This window comes from Bacillus sp. FSL M8-0063 (genome assembly GCF_038005545.1).
Classification (GTDB): domain Bacteria; phylum Bacillota; class Bacilli; order Bacillales; family Bacillaceae_G; genus Bacillus_A; species Bacillus_A wiedmannii.
In genome coordinates, this window is the sequence record NZ_JBBOTJ010000001.1 from 4,277,774 (window position 1) to 4,302,508 (window position 24,735).

Annotated in this window: 34 protein-coding genes, 1 pseudogene and 1 riboswitch; of the genes and pseudogenes, 13 read left to right on the plus strand and 22 right to left on the minus strand. The window is 34.4% G+C overall.

Annotation, left to right across the window (positions count from 1 at the left end):
- Positions 1–15: 15 nt before the first annotated feature.
- Positions 16–333 carry a hypothetical protein gene (locus MKX31_RS21880; protein ID WP_064474487.1) on the minus strand — a complete coding sequence of 106 codons (318 nt, stop codon included), beginning with the start codon at positions 331–333 and terminating at the stop codon, positions 16–18.
- An 83-nt stretch (positions 334–416) separates the two neighbouring features.
- On the opposite strand from MKX31_RS21880, the gene ytzI reads away from it, so the two are divergent.
- The 5 genes and pseudogenes from ytzI (at position 417) to MKX31_RS21905 (ending at position 1,760) form a co-directional block, all read left to right on the plus strand.
- Complete coding sequence (gene ytzI / locus MKX31_RS21885) at positions 417–566, plus strand: YtzI protein (protein ID WP_000472802.1); 150 nt, start codon at positions 417–419, stop codon at positions 564–566.
- A 195-nt stretch (positions 567–761) separates the two neighbouring features.
- A complete protein-coding gene (locus MKX31_RS21890) occupies positions 762–992 on the plus strand; it encodes a YczI family protein (protein WP_064474486.1) in 231 nt (76 codons plus the stop codon).
- A gap of 29 nt (positions 993–1,021) precedes the next feature.
- Positions 1,022–1,254 (plus strand): annotated as a pseudogene (locus MKX31_RS21895) (DUF3953 domain-containing protein).
- A 24-nt stretch (positions 1,255–1,278) separates the two neighbouring features.
- Positions 1,279–1,518 (plus strand): hypothetical protein, encoded by a 240-nt coding sequence (locus MKX31_RS21900; protein ID WP_064474485.1) that lies wholly within the window; start codon positions 1,279–1,281, stop codon positions 1,516–1,518.
- 11 nt (positions 1,519–1,529) lie between these two features.
- Positions 1,530–1,760 carry a YczI family protein gene (locus MKX31_RS21905; RefSeq protein ID WP_064474484.1) on the plus strand — a complete coding sequence of 77 codons (231 nt, stop codon included), beginning with the start codon at positions 1,530–1,532 and terminating at the stop codon, positions 1,758–1,760.
- A gap of 26 nt (positions 1,761–1,786) precedes the next feature.
- Here the strand turns inward: MKX31_RS21905 and MKX31_RS21910 are convergent, their stop codons facing one another.
- The 4 genes from MKX31_RS21910 to luxS form a co-directional block, all read right to left on the minus strand.
- Complete coding sequence (locus tag MKX31_RS21910) at positions 1,787–2,101, minus strand: DMT family transporter (RefSeq protein ID WP_000312450.1); 315 nt, start codon at positions 2,099–2,101, stop codon at positions 1,787–1,789.
- Between the two features lies 1 nt (position 2,102).
- Complete coding sequence (locus tag MKX31_RS21915; protein ID WP_081257152.1) at positions 2,103–2,798, minus strand: DMT family transporter; 696 nt, start codon at positions 2,796–2,798, stop codon at positions 2,103–2,105.
- Entirely contained in the window at positions 2,795–3,559 is a 765-nt protein-coding gene (locus MKX31_RS21920) for a MerR family transcriptional regulator (RefSeq protein ID WP_064474482.1), read from the minus strand. The genes MKX31_RS21915 and MKX31_RS21920 overlap by 4 nt, the downstream gene beginning before the upstream one ends.
- 128 nt (positions 3,560–3,687) lie before the next feature.
- The gene (gene luxS, locus MKX31_RS21925; protein WP_001141371.1) at positions 3,688–4,161 is read right to left on the minus strand and encodes an S-ribosylhomocysteine lyase LuxS; all 474 of its coding nucleotides are present in this window, start codon (positions 4,159–4,161) and stop codon (positions 3,688–3,690) included.
- Between the two features lie 128 nt (positions 4,162–4,289).
- Here luxS and yidD point away from each other — a divergent pair, with 128 nt between their 5' ends.
- On the plus strand, positions 4,290–4,526 hold the full coding sequence (gene yidD / locus MKX31_RS21930; protein ID WP_098110792.1) for a membrane protein insertion efficiency factor YidD: 237 nt from the start codon (positions 4,290–4,292) through the stop codon (positions 4,524–4,526).
- On the opposite strand, the gene MKX31_RS21935 is transcribed toward yidD, so the two are convergent.
- Positions 4,523–5,086: a beta-class carbonic anhydrase gene (locus tag MKX31_RS21935; protein ID WP_000838167.1), complete on the minus strand. Its 564-nt coding sequence runs from the start codon at positions 5,084–5,086 to the stop codon at positions 4,523–4,525. The two genes, yidD and MKX31_RS21935, sit on opposite strands and share 4 nt — an antisense overlap.
- 224 nt (positions 5,087–5,310) lie before the next feature.
- On the opposite strand from MKX31_RS21935, the gene cydA reads away from it, so the two are divergent.
- Positions 5,311–6,660, plus strand: a complete 1,350-nt coding sequence (gene cydA / locus MKX31_RS21940; RefSeq protein ID WP_098110793.1) for a cytochrome ubiquinol oxidase subunit I — start codon at positions 5,311–5,313, stop codon at positions 6,658–6,660.
- A complete protein-coding gene (cydB, locus tag MKX31_RS21945; protein WP_098110794.1) occupies positions 6,650–7,678 on the plus strand; it encodes a cytochrome d ubiquinol oxidase subunit II in 1,029 nt (342 codons plus the stop codon). Before cydA ends, cydB begins: the two co-directional genes overlap by 11 nt.
- A 165-nt stretch (positions 7,679–7,843) precedes the next feature.
- Here the strand turns inward: cydB and MKX31_RS21950 are convergent, their stop codons facing one another.
- Entirely contained in the window at positions 7,844–8,077 is a 234-nt protein-coding gene (locus MKX31_RS21950) for a spore germination protein (protein ID WP_033657613.1), read from the minus strand.
- An 82-nt stretch (positions 8,078–8,159) separates the two neighbouring features.
- Entirely contained in the window at positions 8,160–8,966 is an 807-nt protein-coding gene (locus tag MKX31_RS21955; protein ID WP_064474479.1) for an S-layer homology domain-containing protein, read from the minus strand.
- A gap of 710 nt (positions 8,967–9,676) precedes the next feature.
- Between MKX31_RS21955 and MKX31_RS21960 the strand changes: the two genes are divergently transcribed.
- Both MKX31_RS21960 and MKX31_RS21965 read left to right on the plus strand, forming a co-directional pair.
- Positions 9,677–10,711 carry a YdcF family protein gene (locus tag MKX31_RS21960; RefSeq protein WP_340981507.1) on the plus strand — a complete coding sequence of 345 codons (1,035 nt, stop codon included), beginning with the start codon at positions 9,677–9,679 and terminating at the stop codon, positions 10,709–10,711.
- Positions 10,712–10,899: 188 nt separating this feature from the next.
- A complete protein-coding gene (locus tag MKX31_RS21965) occupies positions 10,900–11,772 on the plus strand; it encodes a YitT family protein (protein WP_000411242.1) in 873 nt (290 codons plus the stop codon).
- Positions 11,773–11,867: 95 nt separating this feature from the next.
- Here the strand turns inward: MKX31_RS21965 and MKX31_RS21970 are convergent, their stop codons facing one another.
- The 5 genes from MKX31_RS21970 to MKX31_RS21990 all read right to left on the minus strand — a co-directional run bounded on the left by MKX31_RS21970 (position 11,868) and on the right by MKX31_RS21990 (position 14,688).
- A complete protein-coding gene (locus MKX31_RS21970) occupies positions 11,868–12,056 on the minus strand; it encodes a hypothetical protein (RefSeq protein WP_340981509.1) in 189 nt (62 codons plus the stop codon).
- A gap of 126 nt (positions 12,057–12,182) precedes the next feature.
- Positions 12,183–12,998 carry a DUF4247 domain-containing protein gene (locus MKX31_RS21975; RefSeq protein ID WP_000071177.1) on the minus strand — a complete coding sequence of 272 codons (816 nt, stop codon included), beginning with the start codon at positions 12,996–12,998 and terminating at the stop codon, positions 12,183–12,185.
- A gap of 12 nt (positions 12,999–13,010) precedes the next feature.
- Entirely contained in the window at positions 13,011–13,517 is a 507-nt protein-coding gene (locus MKX31_RS21980; RefSeq protein ID WP_000051753.1) for a DUF4178 domain-containing protein, read from the minus strand.
- Positions 13,518–13,538: 21 nt separating this feature from the next.
- Positions 13,539–13,943 carry a DUF350 domain-containing protein gene (locus MKX31_RS21985; protein WP_000220323.1) on the minus strand — a complete coding sequence of 135 codons (405 nt, stop codon included), beginning with the start codon at positions 13,941–13,943 and terminating at the stop codon, positions 13,539–13,541.
- 79 nt (positions 13,944–14,022) lie between these two features.
- Positions 14,023–14,688, minus strand: coding sequence for a PspA/IM30 family protein (locus tag MKX31_RS21990; protein WP_340981510.1), 666 nt, complete (start codon positions 14,686–14,688; stop codon positions 14,023–14,025).
- A gap of 402 nt (positions 14,689–15,090) precedes the next feature.
- Here MKX31_RS21990 and MKX31_RS21995 point away from each other — a divergent pair, with 402 nt between their 5' ends.
- Positions 15,091–15,669, plus strand: coding sequence for a lipoprotein BA_5634 family protein (locus tag MKX31_RS21995; RefSeq protein ID WP_064474478.1), 579 nt, complete (start codon positions 15,091–15,093; stop codon positions 15,667–15,669).
- Between the two features lie 38 nt (positions 15,670–15,707).
- On the opposite strand, the gene MKX31_RS22000 is transcribed toward MKX31_RS21995, so the two are convergent.
- From MKX31_RS22000 to MKX31_RS22010, 3 genes are read right to left on the minus strand one after another with little or no spacing between them, the layout of a single operon-like run.
- Positions 15,708–15,875, minus strand: coding sequence for a FeoB-associated Cys-rich membrane protein (locus MKX31_RS22000; protein ID WP_000989597.1), 168 nt, complete (start codon positions 15,873–15,875; stop codon positions 15,708–15,710).
- Between the two features lie 16 nt (positions 15,876–15,891).
- Positions 15,892–17,880, minus strand: coding sequence for a ferrous iron transport protein B (gene feoB, locus MKX31_RS22005; protein WP_340981511.1), 1,989 nt, complete (start codon positions 17,878–17,880; stop codon positions 15,892–15,894).
- Entirely contained in the window at positions 17,877–18,104 is a 228-nt protein-coding gene (locus MKX31_RS22010) for a FeoA family protein (protein ID WP_064474476.1), read from the minus strand. The genes feoB and MKX31_RS22010 overlap by 4 nt, the downstream gene beginning before the upstream one ends.
- Positions 18,105–18,298: 194 nt before the next feature.
- Positions 18,299–18,400: riboswitch (TPP riboswitch) on the plus strand.
- Positions 18,401–18,486: 86 nt separating this feature from the next.
- On the opposite strand from MKX31_RS22010, the gene MKX31_RS22015 reads away from it, so the two are divergent.
- A complete protein-coding gene (locus tag MKX31_RS22015) occupies positions 18,487–19,158 on the plus strand; it encodes an energy-coupled thiamine transporter ThiT (RefSeq protein ID WP_088047679.1) in 672 nt (223 codons plus the stop codon).
- A 208-nt stretch (positions 19,159–19,366) separates the two neighbouring features.
- Here MKX31_RS22015 and MKX31_RS22020 read toward each other — a convergent pair whose 3' ends face one another.
- From MKX31_RS22020 to MKX31_RS22045, 6 genes are all read right to left on the minus strand, one after another.
- The gene (locus tag MKX31_RS22020) at positions 19,367–21,220 is read right to left on the minus strand and encodes a sensor histidine kinase (protein ID WP_340981512.1); all 1,854 of its coding nucleotides are present in this window, start codon (positions 21,218–21,220) and stop codon (positions 19,367–19,369) included.
- The gene (locus MKX31_RS22025; RefSeq protein WP_064474474.1) at positions 21,217–21,906 is read right to left on the minus strand and encodes a response regulator transcription factor; all 690 of its coding nucleotides are present in this window, start codon (positions 21,904–21,906) and stop codon (positions 21,217–21,219) included. Before MKX31_RS22025 ends, MKX31_RS22020 begins: the two co-directional genes overlap by 4 nt.
- Positions 21,907–21,945: 39 nt before the next feature.
- Positions 21,946–22,566 carry a class D sortase gene (locus MKX31_RS22030; protein WP_340981513.1) on the minus strand — a complete coding sequence of 207 codons (621 nt, stop codon included), beginning with the start codon at positions 22,564–22,566 and terminating at the stop codon, positions 21,946–21,948.
- Between the two features lie 88 nt (positions 22,567–22,654).
- Complete coding sequence (locus MKX31_RS22035; RefSeq protein WP_064474472.1) at positions 22,655–23,056, minus strand: LPXTG cell wall anchor domain-containing protein; 402 nt, start codon at positions 23,054–23,056, stop codon at positions 22,655–22,657.
- 177 nt (positions 23,057–23,233) lie between these two features.
- Positions 23,234–23,566, minus strand: coding sequence for a hypothetical protein (locus MKX31_RS22040; protein WP_000415592.1), 333 nt, complete (start codon positions 23,564–23,566; stop codon positions 23,234–23,236).
- A 183-nt stretch (positions 23,567–23,749) separates the two neighbouring features.
- Complete coding sequence (locus tag MKX31_RS22045; protein WP_340981515.1) at positions 23,750–23,965, minus strand: hypothetical protein; 216 nt, start codon at positions 23,963–23,965, stop codon at positions 23,750–23,752.
- 160 nt (positions 23,966–24,125) lie between these two features.
- Here MKX31_RS22045 and hpt point away from each other — a divergent pair, with 160 nt between their 5' ends.
- On the plus strand, positions 24,126–24,653 hold the full coding sequence (hpt, locus tag MKX31_RS22050; RefSeq protein ID WP_064469199.1) for a hypoxanthine phosphoribosyltransferase: 528 nt from the start codon (positions 24,126–24,128) through the stop codon (positions 24,651–24,653).
- The last annotated feature ends 82 nt before the right edge of the window (positions 24,654–24,735 follow it).

Below are 24,735 nucleotides of genomic sequence, written 5' to 3' on the forward strand. Positions count from 1 at the left end.
CATAATATTATCCAATTACAATCCATTGATTATTCCCATTTGCGCGACTAATTCTTTCGTCTCATGATTTCCTAAATCGTAAATCATTTTATATGCTTTTTGTAGTTGTTCATCATATCGGTCATTATTCGAATCGTGATGATACTCAACAAATGGAACGTGAGAACGTACAAATGAACCTAAATCCTCTACATATGCTTGATCAAAGTACTCTCTTAACTCCGTAATTTCCTCATCACTTGCGGAAACCTCAAAATTATACGTATCCGCCGTCTTCACTTGCGAAATTTGACCGTTTCCTATTGATATATAATATGTTTTTTTCGTCTCCATGTAACACCCTTCTTTCATCCTTTTAATTTCTATTGTTTTCATCAATTACAAAATTATGTAAAATAAAGAAAAGGAGGGATTCCATGTTCAAAATATTAATTATCGGTATTATAATCGTCCTAGTCATACTAGTACTCTCCGTCATGACAATTAATAAAGGCTACGCTTATAAACATTCTGTTGATAAGCCAGAAGATAACCCTTATACAAAAAACAGCAAGAAGAATTCATAATACGCTTCATATACTACTTATTTTAGCCCACATCATATTCAGTATTCGTTTACTGGCAGGTCAACATAACTTTCTACTACTTTCACAATTTCTATTAGGGACTTTACTGTTTCTTATTACCATTGAACAAATAAGGAAAAAGGCTTCATTTTGATTGTTCTCATTATCAACTATATAAAATAACTGGAGGTATATATGCTAAAAGGGATACAGATTACTTTTTCACTTATCGCTTTATGTATAGCAATCTATGGATTTTTTACTGGCAATAGAGAAATGATGCCTTATATGTTCTTTTTCTTAGGATTAATGGCTTTCACTGTAGCGCTAGGAGAAATAAAAAAACATAGACAATCTAGCAGCATACTTGCTTTCATAGCTGGAGCCGGTGCTTTATTTCTTAGCTTCTCAGAACTATTTCGGTAAATAATTTATTTAAAAAGGTGGAGATTTGTATGCTAAAAACCTTTCGCATTATATCCGTCTTGTCGTCATCGTTCTCGCCCTATCCGTAATATTTACAAACGCACTTGTTACAATGCCTTATATGCTCATCGCCTTATCTATTATGACCTTCATCCTGAGCGCAGAAGAAAAACAGAAACAAAAGAAAGTACATAGTACACTCTCCTTCTTTTCTGGCGTATTCACTTTAAGCGTTGCTATTATAATTTTTGTCTCTCAATAACTATCTTTCTACTAGGAGGTTAAAGTGCATATAAGAAAATTACAGCTAACCATCGTTTTTATTACTTTGATCTTATGTTTATACAGCACATTTACAATGAACTTTCAAACCTTTTCACCTATCATTTTGTTCCTCTTTAGTTTATATGGCATTTTAGTAGGAATTGAGACGATTCAAAAACAACAAAAACAAATTGGAGCTATTAGCATCGGTTTAAGTCTTTTTACGATTGTTTTTGTTATTCCATTTATAATGTTCTTTTAAAGGAGGATTATATGTTTAAAAACATTCGAATTATAATAGCTACTATCGCTCTTATTCTCGCCCTATTTAGCTTCTTCGCAAATATCCCTATGCTTTTACCCTACGTTTTTATCCTTTTGAGTATTATGTTTATCCTTTTTGGAATCGATGAAATAAAAGAGCGGCAAAAAGCAAAAGCATTTGTTTATTTTCTCGGTTCTGCCTTTATTTTATATGTTGGGGTGTCTAGTATACTTTCATAAAAAAGAAGAGCATGTTTTGCTCTTCTTTAACTCACCATTTTCAACCCAATAATCGTCCCCATAATTCCAACGATACAAATAATCCGAAAAGCATTTTTCGGCTCTTGAAAGAATAAAATACCGACAACTGCTGCCCCGAGCGTCCCAATCCCAGTCCAAACTGCATATGCAATTGATAACTGAATTTCTTGGAGTGCCATCGTTAAAAATTGAAAACTAATAATAAATCCACCTATTAAAATAATATTATTCGTCCAATTATTATCTTTTGCTACTTTCTTTATCCCAATTACACCGACAATTTCAAAAAGCCCAGCTATAATTAAATACATCCACGCCATTTTATTTCACCTCTTCCTTGTCACCACTAAATTTCAATCCGATAATAAATAGTGCTAATAAACAAACAAGGAAAATTTTAATAAATGAGAACGGCTCTTTAAAATATAAAATATCTACTACTATCGTTCCCACTGTCCCAATTCCAGTAAATACTGCATATGCCGTTCCAATTGGGATTCTTTTAGTTGCTTCAATTAATAGATGAAAACTAACTAAAATTGCAATAAGTGTCAAAATACTCATCGAATTTGTTTTTAATCCCGTTGCCCAATATATTTCGATTAAGCCTCCAAATACTAAATACAGCCACGCCCTATTTGTACTAATCTCCTTTTTCTTTTTCACTTCTTCTTTTACCTCTTGTCGTATTTCTTGTTTTGAAGAGCTACGTTTCTTTTTTGGAAAAAGAATGTAGGACATCGCCCATATAAAATGAATCATAAGTACCGATGTCCAAACACTGATAATGGTATTAATAGTTTCATTTTTATAAAAGCCTATTTGTTTATTCAAAATCCATTCTTTCATATGAAGAATATAAGATCCACTTGGTAACTCTTGAGCTGGTACAAGCCCTATTAGAAAAATAAATAAAAGCTGCGCAAGAATGAAAATGCCCACATGTTTACAAAAGTATTGCCGCTCTAATCGTGCGTGCTCCTTTCCATATAGCTTCTCTTTTTGCATAGCTGTCATTTATCTTCCTCCTTTTTCAAATAATAATCTACCATTTCATCTATATACTTCATTGTTTCCGAATCAAGTCCATATACTTTTGCAATCTCCCCCTCTTCAGGTCTAATTAATTCCCAATACTTATTTATTAATTGTTCATCTTCTTGAAATATATGCATGGAAAAAGCCACTACTTTCTCCGCCAATTGTTGAACTTCTGGTGAATCTACTGGTTCATTTATACGCTCGCGAATTTCTCTTAATACTTGCAGCCACTCTTTCGTTCTTTTATCGTTTTCTTCAAATGTTGGTAAGCCCTGAATAATCTGCTGCTCTTCCTCATTAAAATATCTTTTCCAAAATTTCTCCCTCTGATCAATTCCCTGTACTGATTTTATAAATAACATTAAATCTTCTGTTCTAAGCTCTCCTGTTAATTCAATGGAATGAAATGTTGTATATAGTAGCTTTTCTAAATCCTGTAATCTTTTTACTTCCCCTTGTATTGTTTGAATTTCATTTTGAATCGCATTCTTCCATCTTTCTTCTTCTGAAATCCCCTTTGCTTCTTTTAATACTCCTTTTATTTCTGAAAGCTTAAAACCAAGCTTTTTAAAAGTTGTGATTTGCTGCAATGTAATTACATCATCTTTTGAATAGTAACGATATCCTGAGTCAGCAACATAAGACGGTCTTAACAATCCAATTTCCTCATAATATCTAAGTGTTCTCGTCGTTACATTCGTTTCTTTTGAAATTTCGCCAATGCTATACTTATCCATCATTTCCTCCCTTTACTTACTTTATTTATCCCTACTATAAACTTTGACGTATACGTTAAAGTCAATACTCTTCATAACATACATTTCTACAAATAAAAAAACTGCCCTTTCACAGGCAGTTTTTCTTTCTATCCAAACACTTTCTCAAGTTCATCTTTATCTTGGCTTAACCAGAAGTTCATTAAGCGTTGAGCTCCTTCTAAGTCGTGAAGCTTCGCTTGACCACATTGTGTTTCATTTGCAGCTGGAATTTCTGTAATTTGAACCGCATCTTTTAATGTTAGTTCTAATAAATCAATAATTTCTCGAACCGTTGGTGTTCCGCTTACTACAAGATAATATCCTGTTTGGCAGCCCATTGGTGAAATATCGATAATATCAAAATGCGGATAACGATCAATATATTTACGTAAATTAAATGCTAATAAATGTTCTAACGTATGAATAACATCTGGTTTCATTGCTTGTTTATTCGGTTGGCAAAAACGAATATCAAATTTATTTACAATACCGTCACTTCCTACGTTGTGAACTCCGCAATGTCTTACATAAGGCGCCTTTACAATCGTATGATCTAATTCAAAGCTTTCTACTGATGGCATACAACATCTCTCCCGCTTTTAATTTAATTCCGTTATATCCAATATGATATAACGGAAATCAACATTAGTAAAGTATTATGTACAGTCGTGCTATAATACTTTAAGACTATGCGGAAAAGGAGACCATTATGAAACAGATTTTTATTTGGATTATACGCTTCTATCAAAAATTCATTTCTCCAATGACACCACCAACGTGCCGCTTTTATCCAACTTGCTCGCATTATGGATTAGAAGCATTTCAAAAACATGGTGCCCTAAAAGGTTTTTTGCTAACTTGTAAGCGGATATTAAAATGTCACCCTTTCCACCCGGGAGGATTTGATCCTGTCCCAGATAAAAAGGATGACAAAGTAAATTCTTAATTATCGTAACCATTCACAACTAAATCTAATTTTCCTGTGTCAGGATCTATAACAAGACCGTGAACAGGTACTTCTTCAGGAAGTAATGGATGGTTGCGAAGTATTGATACGCTATGTTCTACACTTTCTTCTACACTAGAGAATCCTTGTAGGAATCTTTCTAAATCGATTCCAGAATAACGAAGTGTATCTAATTTCTCTTCTGTGATACCGCGCTCTTTCATCTTCTCGATTGTACTGCTCGCTTGAATTTTAGCCATACCGCAATCATGGTGGCCAACTACACAAACTTCATCAGCACCAAGTTCGTATACAGCAACTAAAATACTACGCATAATACTTCCGAACGGATGGGAAATAACAGCGCCTGCTACTTTAATAATTTTCACATCACCGTTACGCATATTCATCGCTTTCGGTAATAATTCAACAAGACGAGTATCCATACAAGAGATAATTACCATCTTTTTGTTTGGAAATTTACCTGTTTCGTACTCTTCATATTTTTTTTCTTCAACAAATTTTTCATTGTATTGTAAAATCTCTTCTAATGACTTCATAGTAAAGAACCCTCTTTTCTCTCATTTACATTACTTATATAGTGTACCAAAATTTAAAAAACTCAAAAAGGATATTGCTTTATAGTAAAAATAAGATATTTTCAGATAACCGACATAATTCTTTCAAAATATACACACACCTTTGTAACAAGTCCCCCCTATTTAAAACGTTTTTTCACTATAAACTGATTGTAGATAATGTAAAAAAGGAGTGAATATTTATTATGTCCGACGTTCTGTTACTGAGTCGTTTTCAATTTGCAATTACTATTTTTTATCACTTTTTATTTGTACCTTTGACAATCGGACTTGTTATTTTAGTAGCATGTATGGAAACTCAATACGCCCGCACATTGAATCCAACATACCGCAAAATGGCAAATTTCTGGGGTAAATTATTTACAATTAACTTCGTAATGGGGATTATAACTGGGATTACGATGGAATTCCAATTTGGAACAAACTGGTCTGAGTACTCCAAATATATGGGAGATATTTTCGGATCACCTCTCGCAATCGAAGCACTCGTTGCCTTCTTCTTAGAATCTACTTTCATGGGAATATGGTTATTCGGTAAAGACAAAATTTCACCAAAGTTCCGTGCCTTCTGTATGTGGATGGTTGCACTTGGAACAAATATTTCCGCCCTTTGGATTATTACAGCAAACGGCTTTATGCAAAACCCTGTTGGCTACGTCGTACGTAACGGCCGCGCTGAATTAAGTGATTTCTGGGCACTTGTGACAAATCCATATGCTTGGAACATGTTCTTCCATACTGTAATTGGTTGTTATATCGTTGGTGCTTTCTTCGTTATGGCAATTAGTGCCTATCATTTATTACGCAAAAATGAAGTTGAATTCTTCAAAAAATCATTTAAGTTTGGTTTAATGTTAGGTTTATTCGCTGCAACTGTTACACCGTTTATGGGTCATCAGTCTGGTGTATCAGCAGCTAAATATCAACCAGCAAAAGGAGCTGCGATGGAAGCGGTTTGGGAAACTGGAAAAGGACAAGGCTTCTCGATTGTTCAAATTCCTGATGTGAAAAACGAAAAGAACTTTGAATTCCTTACGATTCCGAAACTAGGGAGTTTCTTCTATACAAACTCATTTGATGGCGAAATTGTTGGTTTAAAGGATATCCCGAAAGATGAACGTCCAAATGTTAACCTCGTGTACTATAGCTTCCGCTTAATGGTTGCACTTGGTATGTTCTTTATGGCATTAACTTGGTACGGTTTCTACTTAAACCGAAAAGGAAAACTAGAAAACTCAAAACGTTATTTAAAAATCACAATATGGTCGGTCTTACTACCATATATCGCAATTAACGCTGGTTGGATTGTTGCCGAAGTAGGTCGTCAACCATGGACAGTTTATAAACTAATGCGTACAGCAGAATCTGTATCACCTATATCTGTTCCACAAATTTGGTTCTCATTAATTAGTTTAATCTTGTTCTACACTTTACTTTTAATCGCAGACGTATACTTAATGCTAAAGTTCGCGAAAAAAGGACCAGCAGCATTAGAAGAACCTGCTACTGAAGGAGGTGCAGCTCATGTCTCATGATATGCTTGCAATCATCTGGTTTGGTTTATGGGGCGTGATTTGGACAGTTTACTTCATTCTTGATGGGTATGCACTTGGTAACGGAATGATTTTTCCTTTCGTTGCGAAAGACCGACAAGAACGAAATCAATTACAAGAAGCAATTGGCCCATTCTGGGGTGGTAATGAAGTATGGTTAATTACAGCTGGTGGCGCAACATTTGCTGCCTTCCCAGTCACGTATGCAAATATGTTTAGTTATTTATATACACCACTATTTTTAGTATTACTCGCACTGTTTGCTCGTGCTGCTGGACTTGAATTTATGCATAAAGACGATTCACCAATTTGGCAAAAAACTTGTAAATGGGCATTTACAATTGGTAGTTTCCTAATCGCCTTCTTATTCGGAGTTACGTTCGCTAACCTTTATTACGGACTACAAATCGGAAAAAATGGCTATGAAGGAAATTTACTTAGCTTATTAAATCATTACGGTATTTTAGGAGGTCTGTTCTTCACAGCTATATTCGTCGTATCTGGTGCCCTTTGGGTTATAATTAAAACGACTGGTGAAGTATCTGATCGTGCTTATAAAATCGCAAGACCATTTTCAATGGCAGCTGCTATTATTTTAGCTATTTTCTATGTAGCAACTGCAAATCGTACAAATTTATTCCAAAACTTCACAGAATATCCTGTACTATTCATTCTGCCAGTACTTGCAATGTTAATGAGTGTACTCGCACTTATTATGGTGTACAAACATAAAATCGGTCTTGCATTCACATTCGTTTGCTTAACAATCGCAATGTTTATGACAACTGGATTTGCAGGTATGTTCCCAAGAATGTTGCCATCTCGTATTAACGACGCTTATAGTACAACGTTATATAACGCAGCTGGTAGTCAATTAAACTTAAAAATTATGTTCTTCGTTGCAATGGTTATGGTACCAATTGTTATTGGATATCAACTTTGGAGCTACAGTATCTTTAAAAATAAAATTCATAAAGACTCTGCTAAAGGGTATCACTAAAATAAAAAAGACACTTCGTTTGAAGTGCCTTTTTTGTACGTATGATTTTTGATAAGATGTTATATTTCCAATCTAACAACTATAATACAGAAGAATCATGAACAGCTCACAGCTAGATTGTAGCACAGGGCAAGTTCATCATTTTATGCAATTTTACATATTTATCTATAAAGTAAACTGTATTCCTTGATCGTTCGCATCGCTATCCCTTACATCTGCTGTACTAATACCACTAAATGTTTGTACTTTTTTTCCTGTATTCGATGATCCTGATCCATTATAAGCTTTCGTTTTTTCAATCGGCTGCACGTTATATTTATCTCCTAAATTAATTGTTCCGTTACAGTTTTCAATAATAACGCCTTCCACAACTGATGGCATTTTGTCACCTACTTTCATTTCGTTACTTTTATTTTATGAGAATCGCCTAAAAAAATAGCATGTACAAATAAGAAAAAGCACTCAGACTGAGTGCTTTTTCTTATTTCCCTTTTTTATTTCTTTCACAAGCAATTCCATCGCCATCACGATCTAAATGCTTACCATAATACGGACTCTCTCTTGTAATATCATAATATCCAGCATCGTTTGCTTCTTTACAATTAGCAAAGCGTTTCGGATCCGGTTTTACTTCAGGCTTCACTTCTGGTTGTGGTTGTTTTGCTCCTGGTCTTTCTTCAAATGGTAACGTTGCATTATATAAGAACTGAACGTATTGCTCACGACTTACATGCATTTTAGGTGCGAATTTACCATCACCAGTTCCAGCCGTAATATAATTTGATTTTATTGCAGTAATCGCAGGATTCGCCCATCCATTTCTATCTACATCCGGGAAATTATGATCCCCTCTTATTTGCAATTGGAATCCCCTTGTCAAAATTTGTGCCATTTCTTCACGAGTTAACGAATCTTTCGGTCTAAATTTTCCTGTGTTATCTCCAACGAATACACCCATCTCTGTTAAAGCAAGAATCTCTTTTTTAAACATAGTTGAACGATCCGTAACATCTTTATACGGATTGTTATACTGTTCTTTTACTGTCGGTTTTAAATGACGGAACATAAGAGCTGCAACTTGCTCACGTGTTACATCATCACCAAATCCAAAAATCCCATTTCCGTATCCAGCAACAACGTTTTTATTTGCTAAATCCATAATTGCTTTATAAGACCAATGATTGTTTGGAACATCTTTAAAATCTGCACTTGCCTGTGCTGTTCCAATTGAAGTAAATGCTGTAGTTGCAACAATTGCACCTGTTAAAATTAATTTTTTAAATCCCATATTTGAGTCTCCTTCTCTTTCCTATAATAATCATTTAACAATATAACAAATTATTCTAATATATTTTGTCACATTATGTCGAACACAAAAAAGAATCCAGCAGGATTCTTTTTTGCTAAGCATGAATGGCAATTTTGGAGACAGTTGACTTCTTCAAAAATTTATTAGGGGTAATATTTTGAAAAAGAAAGCCTTTCATATGTAGGTTAACACCACTGGAATATATAGTAAATTGATAATGTTTATACGGAAGATTGCTAATGTTTAGTATAGATAGTTTCCACTATGTAAACAGTAGAAACTATCTATACTAAACAACAAAAAGGCGTCTTCAAAGAAGACACCTTTCATAAACAGACACTATAAAACAGAATTATTTATTGTTATACGATTGTTAGATACAAAAAGTAGAGGGAAATGTTTGTAAGAAATTCTGCTTTATATAGTCTGCCTACCACTTATATTTTAATCCTCTTCATTTGAAAATAAATATAATATGCATAATTACATGAAAAAAAGAAAAGACACTCCATAGAGTGCCTTTTCAACCATTTTACTTTTAATATATCGCCTTACATACATTTTAACATATGTATCCATACATTTTATTGAGAAAATTCAAAATCATTTTTCCTTTCATTTTTAATTATAAAATCATGTAATATAAAAGGTATGTCAAATTCTTTTACAAATTGAGGTGTACTATATTTATGTATTTTGGAATCATTCCTCTTATATTGTTTATTATTTTTCTTATCTCATATTTAAAAGATCCACGAAAAATAATAAATGGCTTTTTATTTAATGCCTTTTTCTGTTCATTTCTATTATTTTGCGCTATAGCCTCATATGAGTCTGGTAGTAACTCTTTACATTTTATCGTTATTATTCCCATGTTAGCGCTAATTGTAATGATACCTTTTGCTATAGTCGCTTTAATGTTTGGACTATTTCTTAATGCAAAAATTTTAATGCAACGTGAAGGAAGACGCTTCACAAACTCTTTAACTTTAATTGCTGCTTTAGGGATTTTATTCTTTATTATGCTCGCTATCATAAATCCAGCAAATTTATTCTCAGAGCATTTTCAATTTATTTTTACTGCGATTTCGCTTATAACTATGTATTTCTTTGTACATTTGTCTAACTTCTTAAGCGCATATTTTTTATATCAATTCAATAGACCAAGACGTAATCAAGATTTCATCATCGTTCTTGGTAGTGGCTTAATTAATGATAAAGTACCACCTTTACTTGCAAGTCGTATTAATAAAGCAATCGACTTTTATTGGAAACAAGCCTCTGTAAATGCACCACCAACAATCATTTTCTCTGGTGGACAGGGTCCAGATGAAGGTCTTCCTGAAGCAGAAGCAATGCAAAAATATGCTGTTGAAAAAGGAATTCCGTTTGAACATACAGTACAGGAAAATCGCTCTGTCAACACATATCAAAACATGTCGTTCTCTAAAGAAATTATGGATTCTTTAAAACCAGAAGGTAAGTATAGAAGTATCTTTACAACGAACAACTTCCATCTTTTCCGTGCTGGTATATATGCAAGACAAGCTGGTCTTAATAGCCAGGGAATTGGATCAAAAACAGCATTTTATTACTGGCCTAACGCAATGATTCGTGAATATGTCGCAATTGTTGTAATAGGACGTAAGCGCCATATGAAAGTGTGCGGGACTATTTTAGGTTTCGCTTTATTCCTAACAGTCCTTAGTTTTATTGTTTCTTAACATTCTCCCATCCTTTCATAAGGATGGGATTTCTTATACTTATTTCAAAAATATTTTAAAGATAATATGGTGATAATATTCCCTGCATACATCCATTAAAGGAGAAATTTTTCACATTAAATGTTAAAATGAAATTTAGGTGTGAATTACGTAACAAATAAGAAACTAGTTTGAAACGAGGAAATTACATGGAGAAAATTATCAAAAACAAGCCCAATAAGCTAAAAATCGCTTCAAAAGCTTTGATGATTATTATTGGGGCATTTATCACAGCATACGGATTAGAAGCGGTATTAATTCCAAATAACGTATCAGACGGTGGTGTGACTGGTTTAAGTATCGTTAGTTCAAGATTATTTGGATTGCCATTAGGAGCTCTAATCGCAGTTATTAACATTCCTTTCGTTTGGTTAGGATATAAACAAATAGGTAAAAGCTTTGCAATTTATTCTATTATCGGGATTGCTTCATTAGCAATAGGTACCGTTGTTATGCACGGAATACCTACTATTATTGAAGGCGATACACTACTCGTTACAGTTGTTGGTGGTATTATTATCGGTTTCGGTATGGGACTAGCATTACGTAACGGCGGCGCATTAGATGGAATCGATATGCTAGCTGTATTACTTTCTCGTAAGTTACCTTTTGGAACAAGTGACCTTATTTTATTCTTAAACATGTTCGTATTTATTTTCGTATCAACAGTATTCGGTCTTCAAGGAGCTATCCTTTCGGCAATTGCTTACTTTATCGCTTCGAAAGTCATTCATATCGTTGAAGTTGGTTTAAGTGGTTCGAAAACATTTAAAATCATCACGAAAGAACCTGAATTAATGGTAGAAACAATTCGTGATCGTTTAGGCCGAAGCGCAACGTATAACGAAGTATACGGTGGTTATTCAAGAGAGAAATTTAAAGAAATTTCTTGTGTAATTAACCGTTTAGAAGAAAGTAAAATGAAGGATTTGATTAATGAAATCGATCCAAATGCCTTTATTACAGTTTATGACGTAGCAGAAGTAAAAGGCGGTAACTTTAAGAAACGTGATATTCATTAATCATTATGAATAAAGAGGGTGTGCCAACAATTTGGCACACCCTCTTCTTATTATTAAGTTGCGGTCGATATATTCTAATAATCGCTCATATATTTTTACTCTCCCCATCTTCTTCCTCTCTTAATCCATGCTACGTATTTTTGAAAGGCGGGCACTTCTTGTTGAAAACGAAGCGGAACATATAGAAAGAGAGTACATGTACATAGTATCCATAGAATACCTACTACAAAGTAAAATTTCATCGTTGTGCTAATAAATAAACTGAGGAATAAGACGAGGAACATAATCAAACTAAACCTTATATATAGTCATAATAATCTCCTCCTTATAACTTCCTTGTATCAGCTACAAGGAATTAATTTCCATAATAAAAAGACCGAAAAGCAAATTCTACTTTTCGATCTTTTTAACTATCTTCGCTTCGTAATCTTTCCTGAACCACCGACCCTCGTTTTCGGGGGAGATGTATTCCTTGGCGGCGTTTTAATAGATGATTTCGGCTTCACATCTGATCCGCTCGAGCCACCTGGTGTTTTTGTAATTTTCCCTTTGCTTCCAGTAGAAGGCGGAGGTGTACTACTTCCTTTTTTCGTAATACTTCCTGTATCTCCTACGGAAGGTTTCGAATCTACATTATCGCCTCGCTTAATGATAGATCCTTTCCCTTCCTTCGTAATTGGAGGCGGGGTTTTCTTTTCTTCTTTCGTAGGCGGTCTCTCTGGAATAACCGGTTTATGATTTTGTCTGTCATTATATCCGCGATAATCACCGTATGATGATTTTCGTGAACCGAATATATCGTTTAAAATACTCCCCATAATATATCCTTGCAGGAAGGATGGTTGGTAATTTTGACGGACAAATTCTTTATTACTTATTTCAATTAACGTATCAGAAGGTTTCTCTTTATCCTTTTGCAGGTTATAAATCTTATCAGAATAAACGAGGAACATTTGATTTTCGTCTTCTTTAGATGCTTGCTTCGGTTCTCTTTCATTAATGAGTTCCTTTGCGACTTCAGGAACTGACCGATTGGCGGCCCTATACACGTAAGATTCTTGTTTACCTTCTTTTGCGACAGATTCTAGCGGATAACGATCTTGAATCGACTTTGTCTGTCCGCCTTGACAACCTGATAAGGCATATCCAGCAACAACAAGTAATAGAACGATAGCAAGTATAGGGATCGCGAACGATTTAATCATGGTAAACAATCGGTTTGACATGATTACGCCCCCTTACGTTGCTCTTATAATTTGTACATCAGCAGGAATAATTGCTTCTCCCTCATACATCATTGTGCGACCATTTTGCCATTCAATACGTAATAATTTTCGGTTATCTGATTGGAATTCCCATACGTACTGTTCCTCTGAAGCAGAGAATGGTGTTTTCCCCATCACAACAACACGTCCGTTATATTGCTCTTCCATATGGTACTCTGTATCATCCATTTCAATTGTCGTCGGAACTTCATCAATTGAATCTAAACGACCATCGATTGGTGTATATAATTTGTAATACGTATTTTCACGATCTTCAATTTTTAAATAACGAATATCTTTCCCATCTTGCAGTGTTAAAACAATTTCTTTACGAGAATGCATACTCGTTTTCCCAGTTAATTCGTACATGACTAATGAAACTTCAATCATATCGCCAGGAGCTAACGTTAACAAACTTTTCTCTGGTTTCGGCGGCTCTGGGCTCTTCATTATATTTTTAATTCGTTTAAATAAACTCATGATTTACCCCTCCTTCTCTCTTTATAAACAAGCACCTAAAATAAGTGCACCAACGATATGTAATGATCCGGCCAACATCGCATGTGCAACACTGCCTTCTTTCGTACCTTCTTCTAAATCTAAACCAGACATTTTCTTTAACACAAATTCAATAAACATTTCTACTACTAATAAAATAACGAAAGAAACTGCTGATGCAAGTAGTGCTTGCCATAAGTCGTTTGCTTTCGTTATGGATTGAGATAAAATGTACCCTTGCGCGAATAATTTCATAACGAAACGAGTTGTTACAGCTGTATTCCCATTCTTTATTTCTTTTAAATCATTGTATTTAGTAAAAATTGAATCAACCCACATAATTGCAAATAAAAGTACTGCACTTGCTCCAGTCCATACAAGCATGGCTAACACATTTGTCCATGTCATTGCAAAACCTCCTCTAAAAAGTAATAGAAAACCGACATGAATTCTCTTCAGACATGTCGGTTTCTTTGTCTATTCTATATTATTTCTCATACTGCTTCATAATACGAGCTAATTCATCGTCAACAGCAGAATTTTTATTTAAGCTTGCGAATTCATCATCTAGTGACTTTTCTTTTTTATAAACTTCGCCACTTGCTTCTGCTTCAGCCTCTAATTGAAGAGCTTTCTCTTCCATACGGCTTAAACCAGCTTTTGCTGAGTTTGAATCAAATCCAGACATCGCCTGATTAATATTCTTTTGTGCTTTCGCCGCATTTACACGTGCTACAAGTGTTTCACGTTTATTTTTCAGCTCTGTTAATTGCTTACGCATTTCTTCTAGCTTCAGGCGAAGATTATCAGCAGCAGCTTTATTTTGCTCATAGCTTGCTTTATATTCATTCATCTTTTGCTCTGCATTTTGTTTTTCTTCAAGAGCACGACGCGCAAGGTCAAGATTGCTTGCTTGAAAAGCCATATGAGCTTGCTCTTCACGTTTTTTCACAAGTGCTTCTTGCTCTTCAAATAATATTTTGAATTTCTTCTCAAGTGCAATTTGAGCTGCTACACTTTTCTCAGCTTCTTGTACATCCGCTTGCATATCGCGTAAATATTGATCCGTCATCTTAACTGGATCTTCCGCTTTTTCAATTAATGAATATACATTCGACATTGTTAAATCTCGTAATCGTTTAAATACAGACATTCTAATTCCTCCTATGACTTACCTCATATTTCAAATTCACTACTTGGAAAACTGAAAAATCTCCCTTAACAGTAAAGAATATTCATTTTTACAGCCTATGTGTTTATTATAACAAAACTAATATGTCCTTACATGTTATTTCCAAAATACAGCCAATATAATATGACATTCTAGATAAAACATTGTATTCCTAATATATTCTCATTAACCCTCTTCAGAATTGACTTATTTTTATACACTTTCACTAAATTACATTATTGTAATTTTACTGTAAGCTAACTCGATAGTTACGTTGCAATATTTCTTATACACTAATACCAGCAGCAACGAACAAGCTTCTCATCATTTCAGAACTAATACAAAAATGTATTTACTATAAAACATATAAAAGGAGAAATCATCATGAAAAAATTAGTAGGAATCGGATTAGCAGCAGCAATTTCACTTGGAGCATTATCAGGTTGTTCTTTATTAGGAGAAAAAGCGAACGGATTAGTATTATACGGATCAGAAGAGCAAGTTCAAAAAATTACAGATCAAAATAAGAAAGAAGTAAAAGAAAAAGACTTTTATAAAATGAAAATGGCAACATTAGAGGGTAAAAAAGTACTTGTAATGGATAAGAAAACTGGTGATGAACTTGTTAAGAAAGAACTACTTAAAAAAGTTGATAAAAATGATGATACAAAGGCAATCGATAAATTACCAGCTGTAACAGAAGAAGAAGGCGTGCTGTTTGCAAAAGAGAAAGTAGAAAATGCTACGCTTGATGGAGCAAAATTAAAATATGAAGGCAACACAATTATCGGTGATGGCCGTTCTTATGCAGATATGTTTGCTATCGTTGATGATGCAACATATGTAAATGTAAAAGGTGAAGAAAAATCTGTAGGTATTTTGAAATTTGATAAAGACCCAAGCAAAGAGCTACCTGGAGCAAATGGAGTAGAAGCTTCTCAACTTGTAAAAATTAAAAAATAACAAAAAAAAGCTTTGCGAAATTCGCAAAGCTTTTTTTGTTATTTGTGAGCAATTTGCTCCATATCCGGACTACAAGTTTGCGACTGACATGACTTATTTAAAGAACATGCTGCGCATTTTCCCTTTTTACTTCTCTTTACAAAATTAACTAACGTGTATGCTGCATAACCAAAAATGATAGCTCCAATTATAATATTGACCATCACTCTAATACATCTCCTTCTAGAATCCGAGTAAGGATCCAACTTGGTATATAATGAGCGTTAATACATAAGCAACGACGAGCGGATACACGACAGAGAAAATCGTCCACTTCGTTGACCCTGTTTCACGTTTAATAACGGCTACTGTCGCTAAACATGGAACATATAATAAAATAAAGAACATAAATGCATATGCTGATAACGCAGTATAATGTGCTCCCATAACATTTCCTAGCACATCTTCTTTCACCGCATAAATAATTGCCATTGTAGAAACGACAACTTCTTTCGCTAAAAATCCTGTTAAAAGAGATGCTGCCGCTTGCCATGTTCCAAAGCCGAGCGGTGCAAATAGTGGTGCGATAAACCCACCAATCATCGCTAAGTAACTGTCTCCCATATCAACACCAAATCCTGATGGACCTGCATAGTTTAATAACCAAATGACAACAGAACCACCGAAGATGAATGTACCTGCTTTACGAACAAATCCTTTCCCTTTCTCCCACGTGCTTAACCATAACGTTTTCGCTTGTGGCACGCGGTAAGGAGGGAGTTCGATGACGAAAATAGATTTTTCTGCTTTTAAAATAGTAAGTGACATGATTTTTGTAACGAGTAATGCAAGAACAATACCTGCAACATATAAAGAAAACACAACAGTTGCCTGACTATGAGGGAAGAATACTCCCGCAAATAATGCATATACAGGTAAACGCGCTGAACAAGACATAAATGGTGTTACAAGAACTGTAAGTAAACGTTCTTTTTCTTGTTCAATCGTTCTCGCTGCCATAATACCTGGAACATTACATCCAAAACCGATAATCATCGGAATGAATGCTTTTCCGTTTAAACCGAAGAACTCCATAATTCGATCCATAACAACTGCAATTCGCGCCATATATCCTGAGTCTTCTAATAATGAAATGAAAAAGAATAGTGCAAAGATTTGTGGAACGAATACTAATACCGCACCAACACCAGCAATAATACCTTCTGTAACGAGTGCTTGAATAAAATCAGAAGCCCCAACACTTGTGAGCCCAGCCGTCACCCAATCCGTAAGCTGTCCACCAAAAAAGTCATCTAACATATCGGATAAAGGTGTACCAATCCACGTAAACGTAACCTGAAAAATAAAAAACATAACTGCTAAAAAGATTGGAAGTCCTAAAATTTTATGCGTAATTAGTCTATCAATTTTTTCCGAAAAAGGAATTTTTCCTTCTTTCTCATGCTTCATAACATTTGTTTTTAACTTTTCAATATACGCTTCACGAGTTTTGTAAATGTGCTCTTCCAACGTACAATCAAGTTTTCCTTCTAAGCGAGATCGAATGGCTACAAGTTCCTTATAAATTGGTAATGCTTTCATTTCTTTTTCTACTACTTCGTTATTGCTTAAAAATTGAAGAGCTAACCACCTTGGGTGCTTATAATTCGCTGTCTCTAAAAGAGCTATTACCTCTCCAATACCTTCATCCATTTGTACACCATATGAAATAATGAATGGTTTTTTCTCGTTTTTGTCATTTTCTTTAAGAGTCGCAAGTAGTTCTTCACAGCCTTTTCCACTTCTTGCAACGACAGGAACGACTGTTACACCTAATAGTTCTGATAATCGTTTTACATCAATTACAATGCCTCGTTGCTTTGCCACATCGACCATATTTAATCCAATCGAAACCGGCTTTCCAAATTCAAGTAATTGCAACGTTAAATGCATATTTCTCTCGAATTGCGAAGAATCCACTATATTTAACATATGATGAAATTCGTCTGTTAGTAGAAAATTCGTAACGACACCTTCATCACGCGAAACTGGATTCAAATCATAAACACCCGGTAAATCAATTAATGTTCCTTGCTTATCTTTTAATTTACCAACCTTCTTTTCTACTGTTACACCGCTCCAGTTTCCTACATACTCATAAGAACCAGTAAGTGCATTAAATAATGATGTCTTCCCTGTATTTGGATTCCCTAGCAAAGCTACCTTATTCACGCTAATTCCACCTTTATCATTTTCGCGTCACAATGACGAATACTAATTAACTGTCCACGACACTCCAATGTACAAGGACCTTTGAACATCGTCTTTTGCTTCATGCGAAGTTCACTTCCTTCAGAAAGACCGAAAGCAGCCAATCTTCTCTTTAGTAAATGATTTAAAGACTGAACACTTTTTACTAGCACTTTCTCACCGATTTTAATATCTACTAAGCTCATAACCTTCCCCCTCAAAAGAGAATGATAATTATTTTCAGAAAAATTATAGCACACTCTATTTCTCTTGTACTATACCCTTTTGCTTCATATTTATTAACATTTCACTACAATTCTATTTCAATAATTGTCATACTACATTCATTTGCCATTCTCATCCATTTCGCTTACAATAAACAATAGCAAATAAAGAATCTCGTTATCACTGGGGGAGCCATGCCGCTGAGAGGGAACACTTCGTTCCGACCCTTCGAACCTGTTAGTTAATGCTAACGCAGGGATTGTGCAAACGTCCGAAATACATACCTCTTTTTTATTTACGTATTTCGTATCCTCCTATGATATCTATTCTTTTTTGTACAACTTGGATTTAGGGGGAGACAACATGCGTAACACCAATTTACAAGCGATGATCGAATCTGCTATTCTTGCAGCCTTCGCCTTGGTCATCGACATTTTTCCATTATTATCAATCAAACTTTCAACAGGTGGTTCCATTTCATTCGCTATGATTCCTATTTTTATTATCGCATACCGCTGGGGCTTCAAAATGGCTTTCTTAGGAGGCTTAATTTGGGGATTATTACAAATTGTCGTAGGCGATGCCATTATTGTCACACCAATTCAAGTACTAATTGAATACTTCGTTGCTTTCGCATTCATTGGATTTGCTGGTTTATTCTATCGTCCAATTCAAAAGGCACTTTTAACTTCTAATGAAAATAACGCAGAACAATCCAGTTTAGGTAGCCGTAAAGAAAAACCTTCTTCAAAACAAAACGCAGGAAAGAAAGTTATTGGTTACATTATTCTTGCTACATTTGTTGGTAGCTTTGCTCGCTACTTCTGTCACTTTATCGCCGGTATTATTTTTTGGGGACAATATGCACCGAAAGGTCAATCAGCTGTTCTATATTCATTAATCGTAAATGGTAGCACAATGATTGGTTCCTATATTTTATGTACCGTTTTACTTATCTTTTTATTTCTTACTTCACCACGCTTATTCAAGAGCATCAATGCTTATCAAATAAATTCAAACAAAAAGAGCGCTTAATGAGCGCTCTTTTTTCATATCGTAATATCAATTAAAAATACAATAAATGCACAAAAGAAAATAAATACCATTATACTTAGCCACTTGCTATGCACGGTTCATCGACTCCTTACATAACCTCATTTTCTATCCAAAGTATACTGTTTAAAAATAAAGATTAGGTAAAGATAATATGAAAATAAATTAAAAAAAGCGTAGCATGTACCATCTACGCTTTTTTTGGTAAGTAGAAGTAAAATAATACACCGTCTTCTGTATTCTTTACCCCATATTCAGCATCGTGTAGTTCTAAAATATTTTTAGAAATAGCTAGCCCAAGACCCGTTCCACCTTGTGAACGCTGACGAGCTGCATCCACGCGATAAAAACGGTCCCAAATTTTATCTAATTGTTCTTCTTCAATGTGAGTACCTTTATTTTCAATACACACTTTTATACGATCCTGCTCATCTATTGTGGAAATCATAATATCCTCTTTATTTGGTGTATAACGTATGGCATTCGTAATGAAGTTTACGATGACTTGTTCAATCCGACTTTGATTTGCCATCACTTCAACTGAACATATATTTTTATGCACACGAAGTTCTTTTTTCTCTATGTCCACAGAAAGGTATTCACATATATCTTCAATTACTGAATCAATATAAAATAAACCCTTTTTCATTTTATATGTACCTGACTCAAATTTAGCTAACTCAAGCATATCCAAAATTAAAGTATCCATTTTATCTACTTCTCGTTCCATCGCCTGAAAATAGTACTCTTTTTTATGTTCAGCTACTCCATCTTTTAAAATAGAAATACAGCTTTTCATAATACTCAGCGGTGTTTTCAATTCATGCGACACACCAGAAATAAATTCTTTCCGCGTATTTTCTAACTTTCTTTCCTTTTCAATATCTTGTTCTAGCTGTCCAATATGCGAATGGAGCTTATTAGATAATACATTAATATTTTTCGATAAATCACCAATTTCATCTTTTGAAGTAATCGGTATTTGTTCTGTGAAATCTAAGTGTGCTATTTTCTTCGTCGTATCATTTATTTTTAATAACGGCTTTGCAATTTGTTTTGAATAATAAAACGAAGCTAGAAAAATGAGAACGACTACAAATGCAATGATGTAAATGTAGTAATCTTGCACCATTTGTACTGCTTCATCTACAGGCTGTAAAGAAGCCATTGCATAAATATATGTTACTGATCCGTCTTTTTCTTTTATTGGCTTAATTAATAATTTATATTTTATATCATTCTTTTCATCGTCCATTGTTTGTGTTGTATATTGTATGTGTTTGTTCTCTTTTAATAATAAATCAGTTTGAAAAACCTTAATATTATCTAAAAATATGCTATTTTTATAAATTGGATTCACAGGACCGTTTACATCTGGTAACTGTACTTTTGTAACACGTCCTCCTATGTAAAAATCTGGTTCTTGGGCAGCTTGCTCCTGAACGGCCGGCCTCTTCTCCTTAACAACTTGTTCCCCGACTGCTTTCTTTTTCTCCTCATATAATTTACTCATTTTCTCATTAAATGCTTTTTCTAACGGTTTATTAGATCCGCTTAAATTCTGCTTAGATAAAGAAAAAGAGAATGGAATAAAACTATCTTCTTTTCTCACTCCAGAAAAATAAATTTCTTGTCCTAAAAACTGCTCTGATGATTTATTATCAATCTCCTCTATATTGACGAGATTACCTAAGGGAATCTTGAATATTTGTTGTCCAAAGCTCTTTTGTTGCATACGATTTATTGTTACTTCAAAATAAAAATCATCCGCATGTTTTAAATTCCCATTCTGATCTAACATTGTAATCCACGTATTATTTTCTCTTAAAAAATCTTGCTCCAGCTTCTGAATTCCTTCTGCACTTCCTGCATAATTCAAATAATTCTTCTCAAAAGTATTTAAATTCACTTTAATATCTTCTACTTTTCGATTCGCATAATATTGTTTAAAAAATATCGTTTGTCCAATAAATATCGTCACTAAAATTAACATGCATAATGCTGTTGTGAGGGTAAATAATTTTAGTACAATCCCTTTTCTCATACATTTCCCTCAAATTTATAACCTGTTCGTACTACAGTTGTAATGCACTTTGCTTTCTCTCCTAATTTATTTCTTAAATTACGAATATGACTATTAACCGTTCGATCATCACCAGCAAATTCATATCCCCAAATTCTTGAAATTAATTGTTCCCTTGTTAGTACAATTCCTTGGTTTTTCATGAAATACACTAATATTTCAAACTCCGTATGCGTTAAACTAACATCTGCCTCATCAACAGTAACAGTACGTGACGGAAAATGGACGTGGATGCCATGAATCGATAACGTATCATCTTCGTTCTCTAAAGGTTTCTTCGATGCTTTTCTACTTTCTAATAATCGTTTCGCTCTTGCTAATAGAATGGGTGGACTATACGGCTTCGTCACATAGTCATCTGCCCCAAGTTCAAAACCAAGTAACGTATCGTCTTCATCTACGCGCGCCGTCAGCATAATAATAGGCACCTCAGACGTCTTCCTAATTCTTCGGCAAACAGACCATCCATCGAGTTCTGGCAACATAATATCTAAAATAACTAAATCAACCTCTTCTTCCTCAAATACAACTAAAGCTTCTTTCCCATCTCTTGCTTCAAACACTACATATTGCTCGCTCAAAAAATAATCTTTTAATATTTCACGCAAAATATCTTCATCTTCCACAATTAAAATGTTTTTTGACATAACTTATGTATCCCCCTTCCGTTTTCAGAAACTATCACTTCATTCTGAATAACTAGCCGTTAACTTCGCCTCGATAATATATCTATCTGGTGCATCACCTATATAATCAAATGGATAGCAAGTCGTTAGTGTTAATATCGGTTCTTCTTTTTTTATAATAACAGTACGATCATCCGCATGGGTAATCCATATCTTTTGAATTTCGTATGTGTAAGTTTTATTATCATACTCTAAAACAAGAGTGTCTTTTTCTTTTAACTCTCCTAAATCTGTAAATACAGTATCCCGGTGTCCACTCAGTACAGTATGTCCCCCTCCAGATGGCGTTGTCGTTAAATCACTAACGAACATTCCAACTCCTTTCTTCAACGTTGCATCATCCGCTCCCCAGTATATAGAAAACTTCTTCTTTATTTTCGGTATATTTAACAGTGCTACCTTTTCTCCTTCTTTATGTTCTGTTTGAGCAGAAGGCACTTGGGAAGTCACAGCTGTTTCATGAGAAAGTTTATTATGTTGTATATTGTTAAGACTCTTTATTTCTTCTTTCGTCAATTGTTGAGCAGAGCTTTTTCCTTTATACCATTCCATAGCGTAATATGCTCCCGTGAATAGCCCTATGGCCATCAATATGATACCGATATAATTGAGTAACTTCATGTTCATCCCTCCATGTCAAAAATGGTAGGAATAACCTACCATTTTTAATATATGAAATTATTCCATTCTTTATAGGACAATATTTTATTTACGCCTTAACTTTATTGCGACGATTCAAACCAAATAATGTCCCTATCCCTACAAGACATGCGCTTAATGCCATCATTGCTACATTATTGGATGCTGTGTTTGGTAATTTTTCACCTTGTACAGCTGGCTTCGCTACTTCTTTTTTTACCGCACCATTTTTTTGTTGTACTTGTGCCGCTTCTTTTTTTGCCATATCATTTTTTAACTGTTCTTGCGCTATTCTCTTTTTCTCTTCTTCACTCTTTTGCTGTTCCTTAATCGCTGCTTCTTTTTTCGCTTTATCTTGCTGCAGTTGCGCCGCTTCTTCCTTTGTTACTGTTCCAGTATCTGCGCTTGCTACTGAAGAATATCCCACTGTTAAAAGTGCCATTGCACAAATTGGTAATAGTTTCTTTTTCATTTTATTTCTCTCCTTTTATACGTTTTACATCACTTCGCATCGGATGTATCACTAGCATAAGCAAGAGATATAAATATAAAATGCAGATGAAATATATTTCATTTAAAGATTTCATTGTAGAAAAATAAAAAAACATCGCAATATATACGATGTTTTTTCGGGTGTGTGTCTCAATATTTACATGTTACTTTCGCGTGATTTAGAAGTAGAATGGGCCGGAGCGATAACTAATTGTCTCGGCTCAGTTTTCTTTAAGTGATTTTTGACGTTACACTTACGACGTTGAACAACCCACGCTTTAATAGGGTTTGTCAAAATAATCTTTTGCTCTTCATTAGGGGCCTCTTCTTCAAACCTACAACTCTCGCTCCATTTATTCCATTTCATTGTAAATTTAGAAGAAGAATGATCGTCTTCTCGATCAAACAAGTGCAAAAAATCCATTTCGCCAGCTAGCATTACGGTGTTGCTAGTTGCTAAAAAAGAAAAGGTCGTCCAACGTTTCTCCATGCCCTCCTACTCCTTTTTCACATATAGAGTGCCTAAAACTTAATTTACCTAAAATATGCTTGCCTTTTACCTTACACCTATAGTTTATCCAAAACACTACTATGCAACTATCGATTTGCCTTACAACTACCTTACATTTTTGTAAGAAACAAAAAACCTTCACTCTCTATACGTGAAGGTTTCTCATATCTCATCTATATGATCTTTCATATGATCGACTCCAGCTTCTTGCAGCTGTGACATCATACCGTGGGAAATTGCGCCTAATACTAAAGTCATTCCAATTAGTGAAATCCGAATCGCTGGTACATCAATTATGTAAGCCAAACTGCCAAGAACAATTGTTAAAAACAATGCTTTTATAAATGTTGCACTTGTATACTCTTTCTTTCTCATCATAATCACCCTTTTGGAAGCGTTTTCTTTATATGATTAGTATATCATATCATCTGATTATTTTGTGGGGATTTCTGTAAAAAACTTATATCTTCTTTGACTTTTCCCTTTCTTTCCTTTACAGTCGAAATGTTCACAAGTTTTACACTGTAGGAGGACTCCAATGAATATTGAAATAAAAGACACTTTAATTTCTGAAGAAAAATTACAAGAAAAAGTAAAAGAACTAGCACTTCAAATCGAACGTGACTTTGAAGGAGAAGAAATCATAGTAATCGCTGTATTAAAAGGATCTTTCGTATTCGCTGCCGATTTAATTCGTCACATTAAAAATGATGTAACAATTGACTTTATTTCTGCATCTAGCTACGGAAATCAAACAGAAACAACTGGAAAAGTAAAACTATTAAAAGATATCGATGTAAACATTACTGGAAAAAACGTAATTGTCGTAGAAGACATTATCGATTCTGGTTTAACACTTCACTTCTTAAAAGATCACTTCTTTATGCATAAACCGAAAGCATTAAAATTCTGTACGTTACTTGATAAACCTGAGCGTCGTAAAGTGGACTTAAAAGCTGAATATGTTGGCTTCCAAATTCCAGACGAATTTATCGTTGGATACGGTATCGACTGCGCAGAAAAATATCGTAACTTACCATTTATCGCTTCAGTTGTAACGGAATAATATAATAGAATAAACTTCCATCAATTACTGGTGGAAGTTTATTTTCTATCACGATTCGTAAAAGACAAAGGGAGAGAATAAA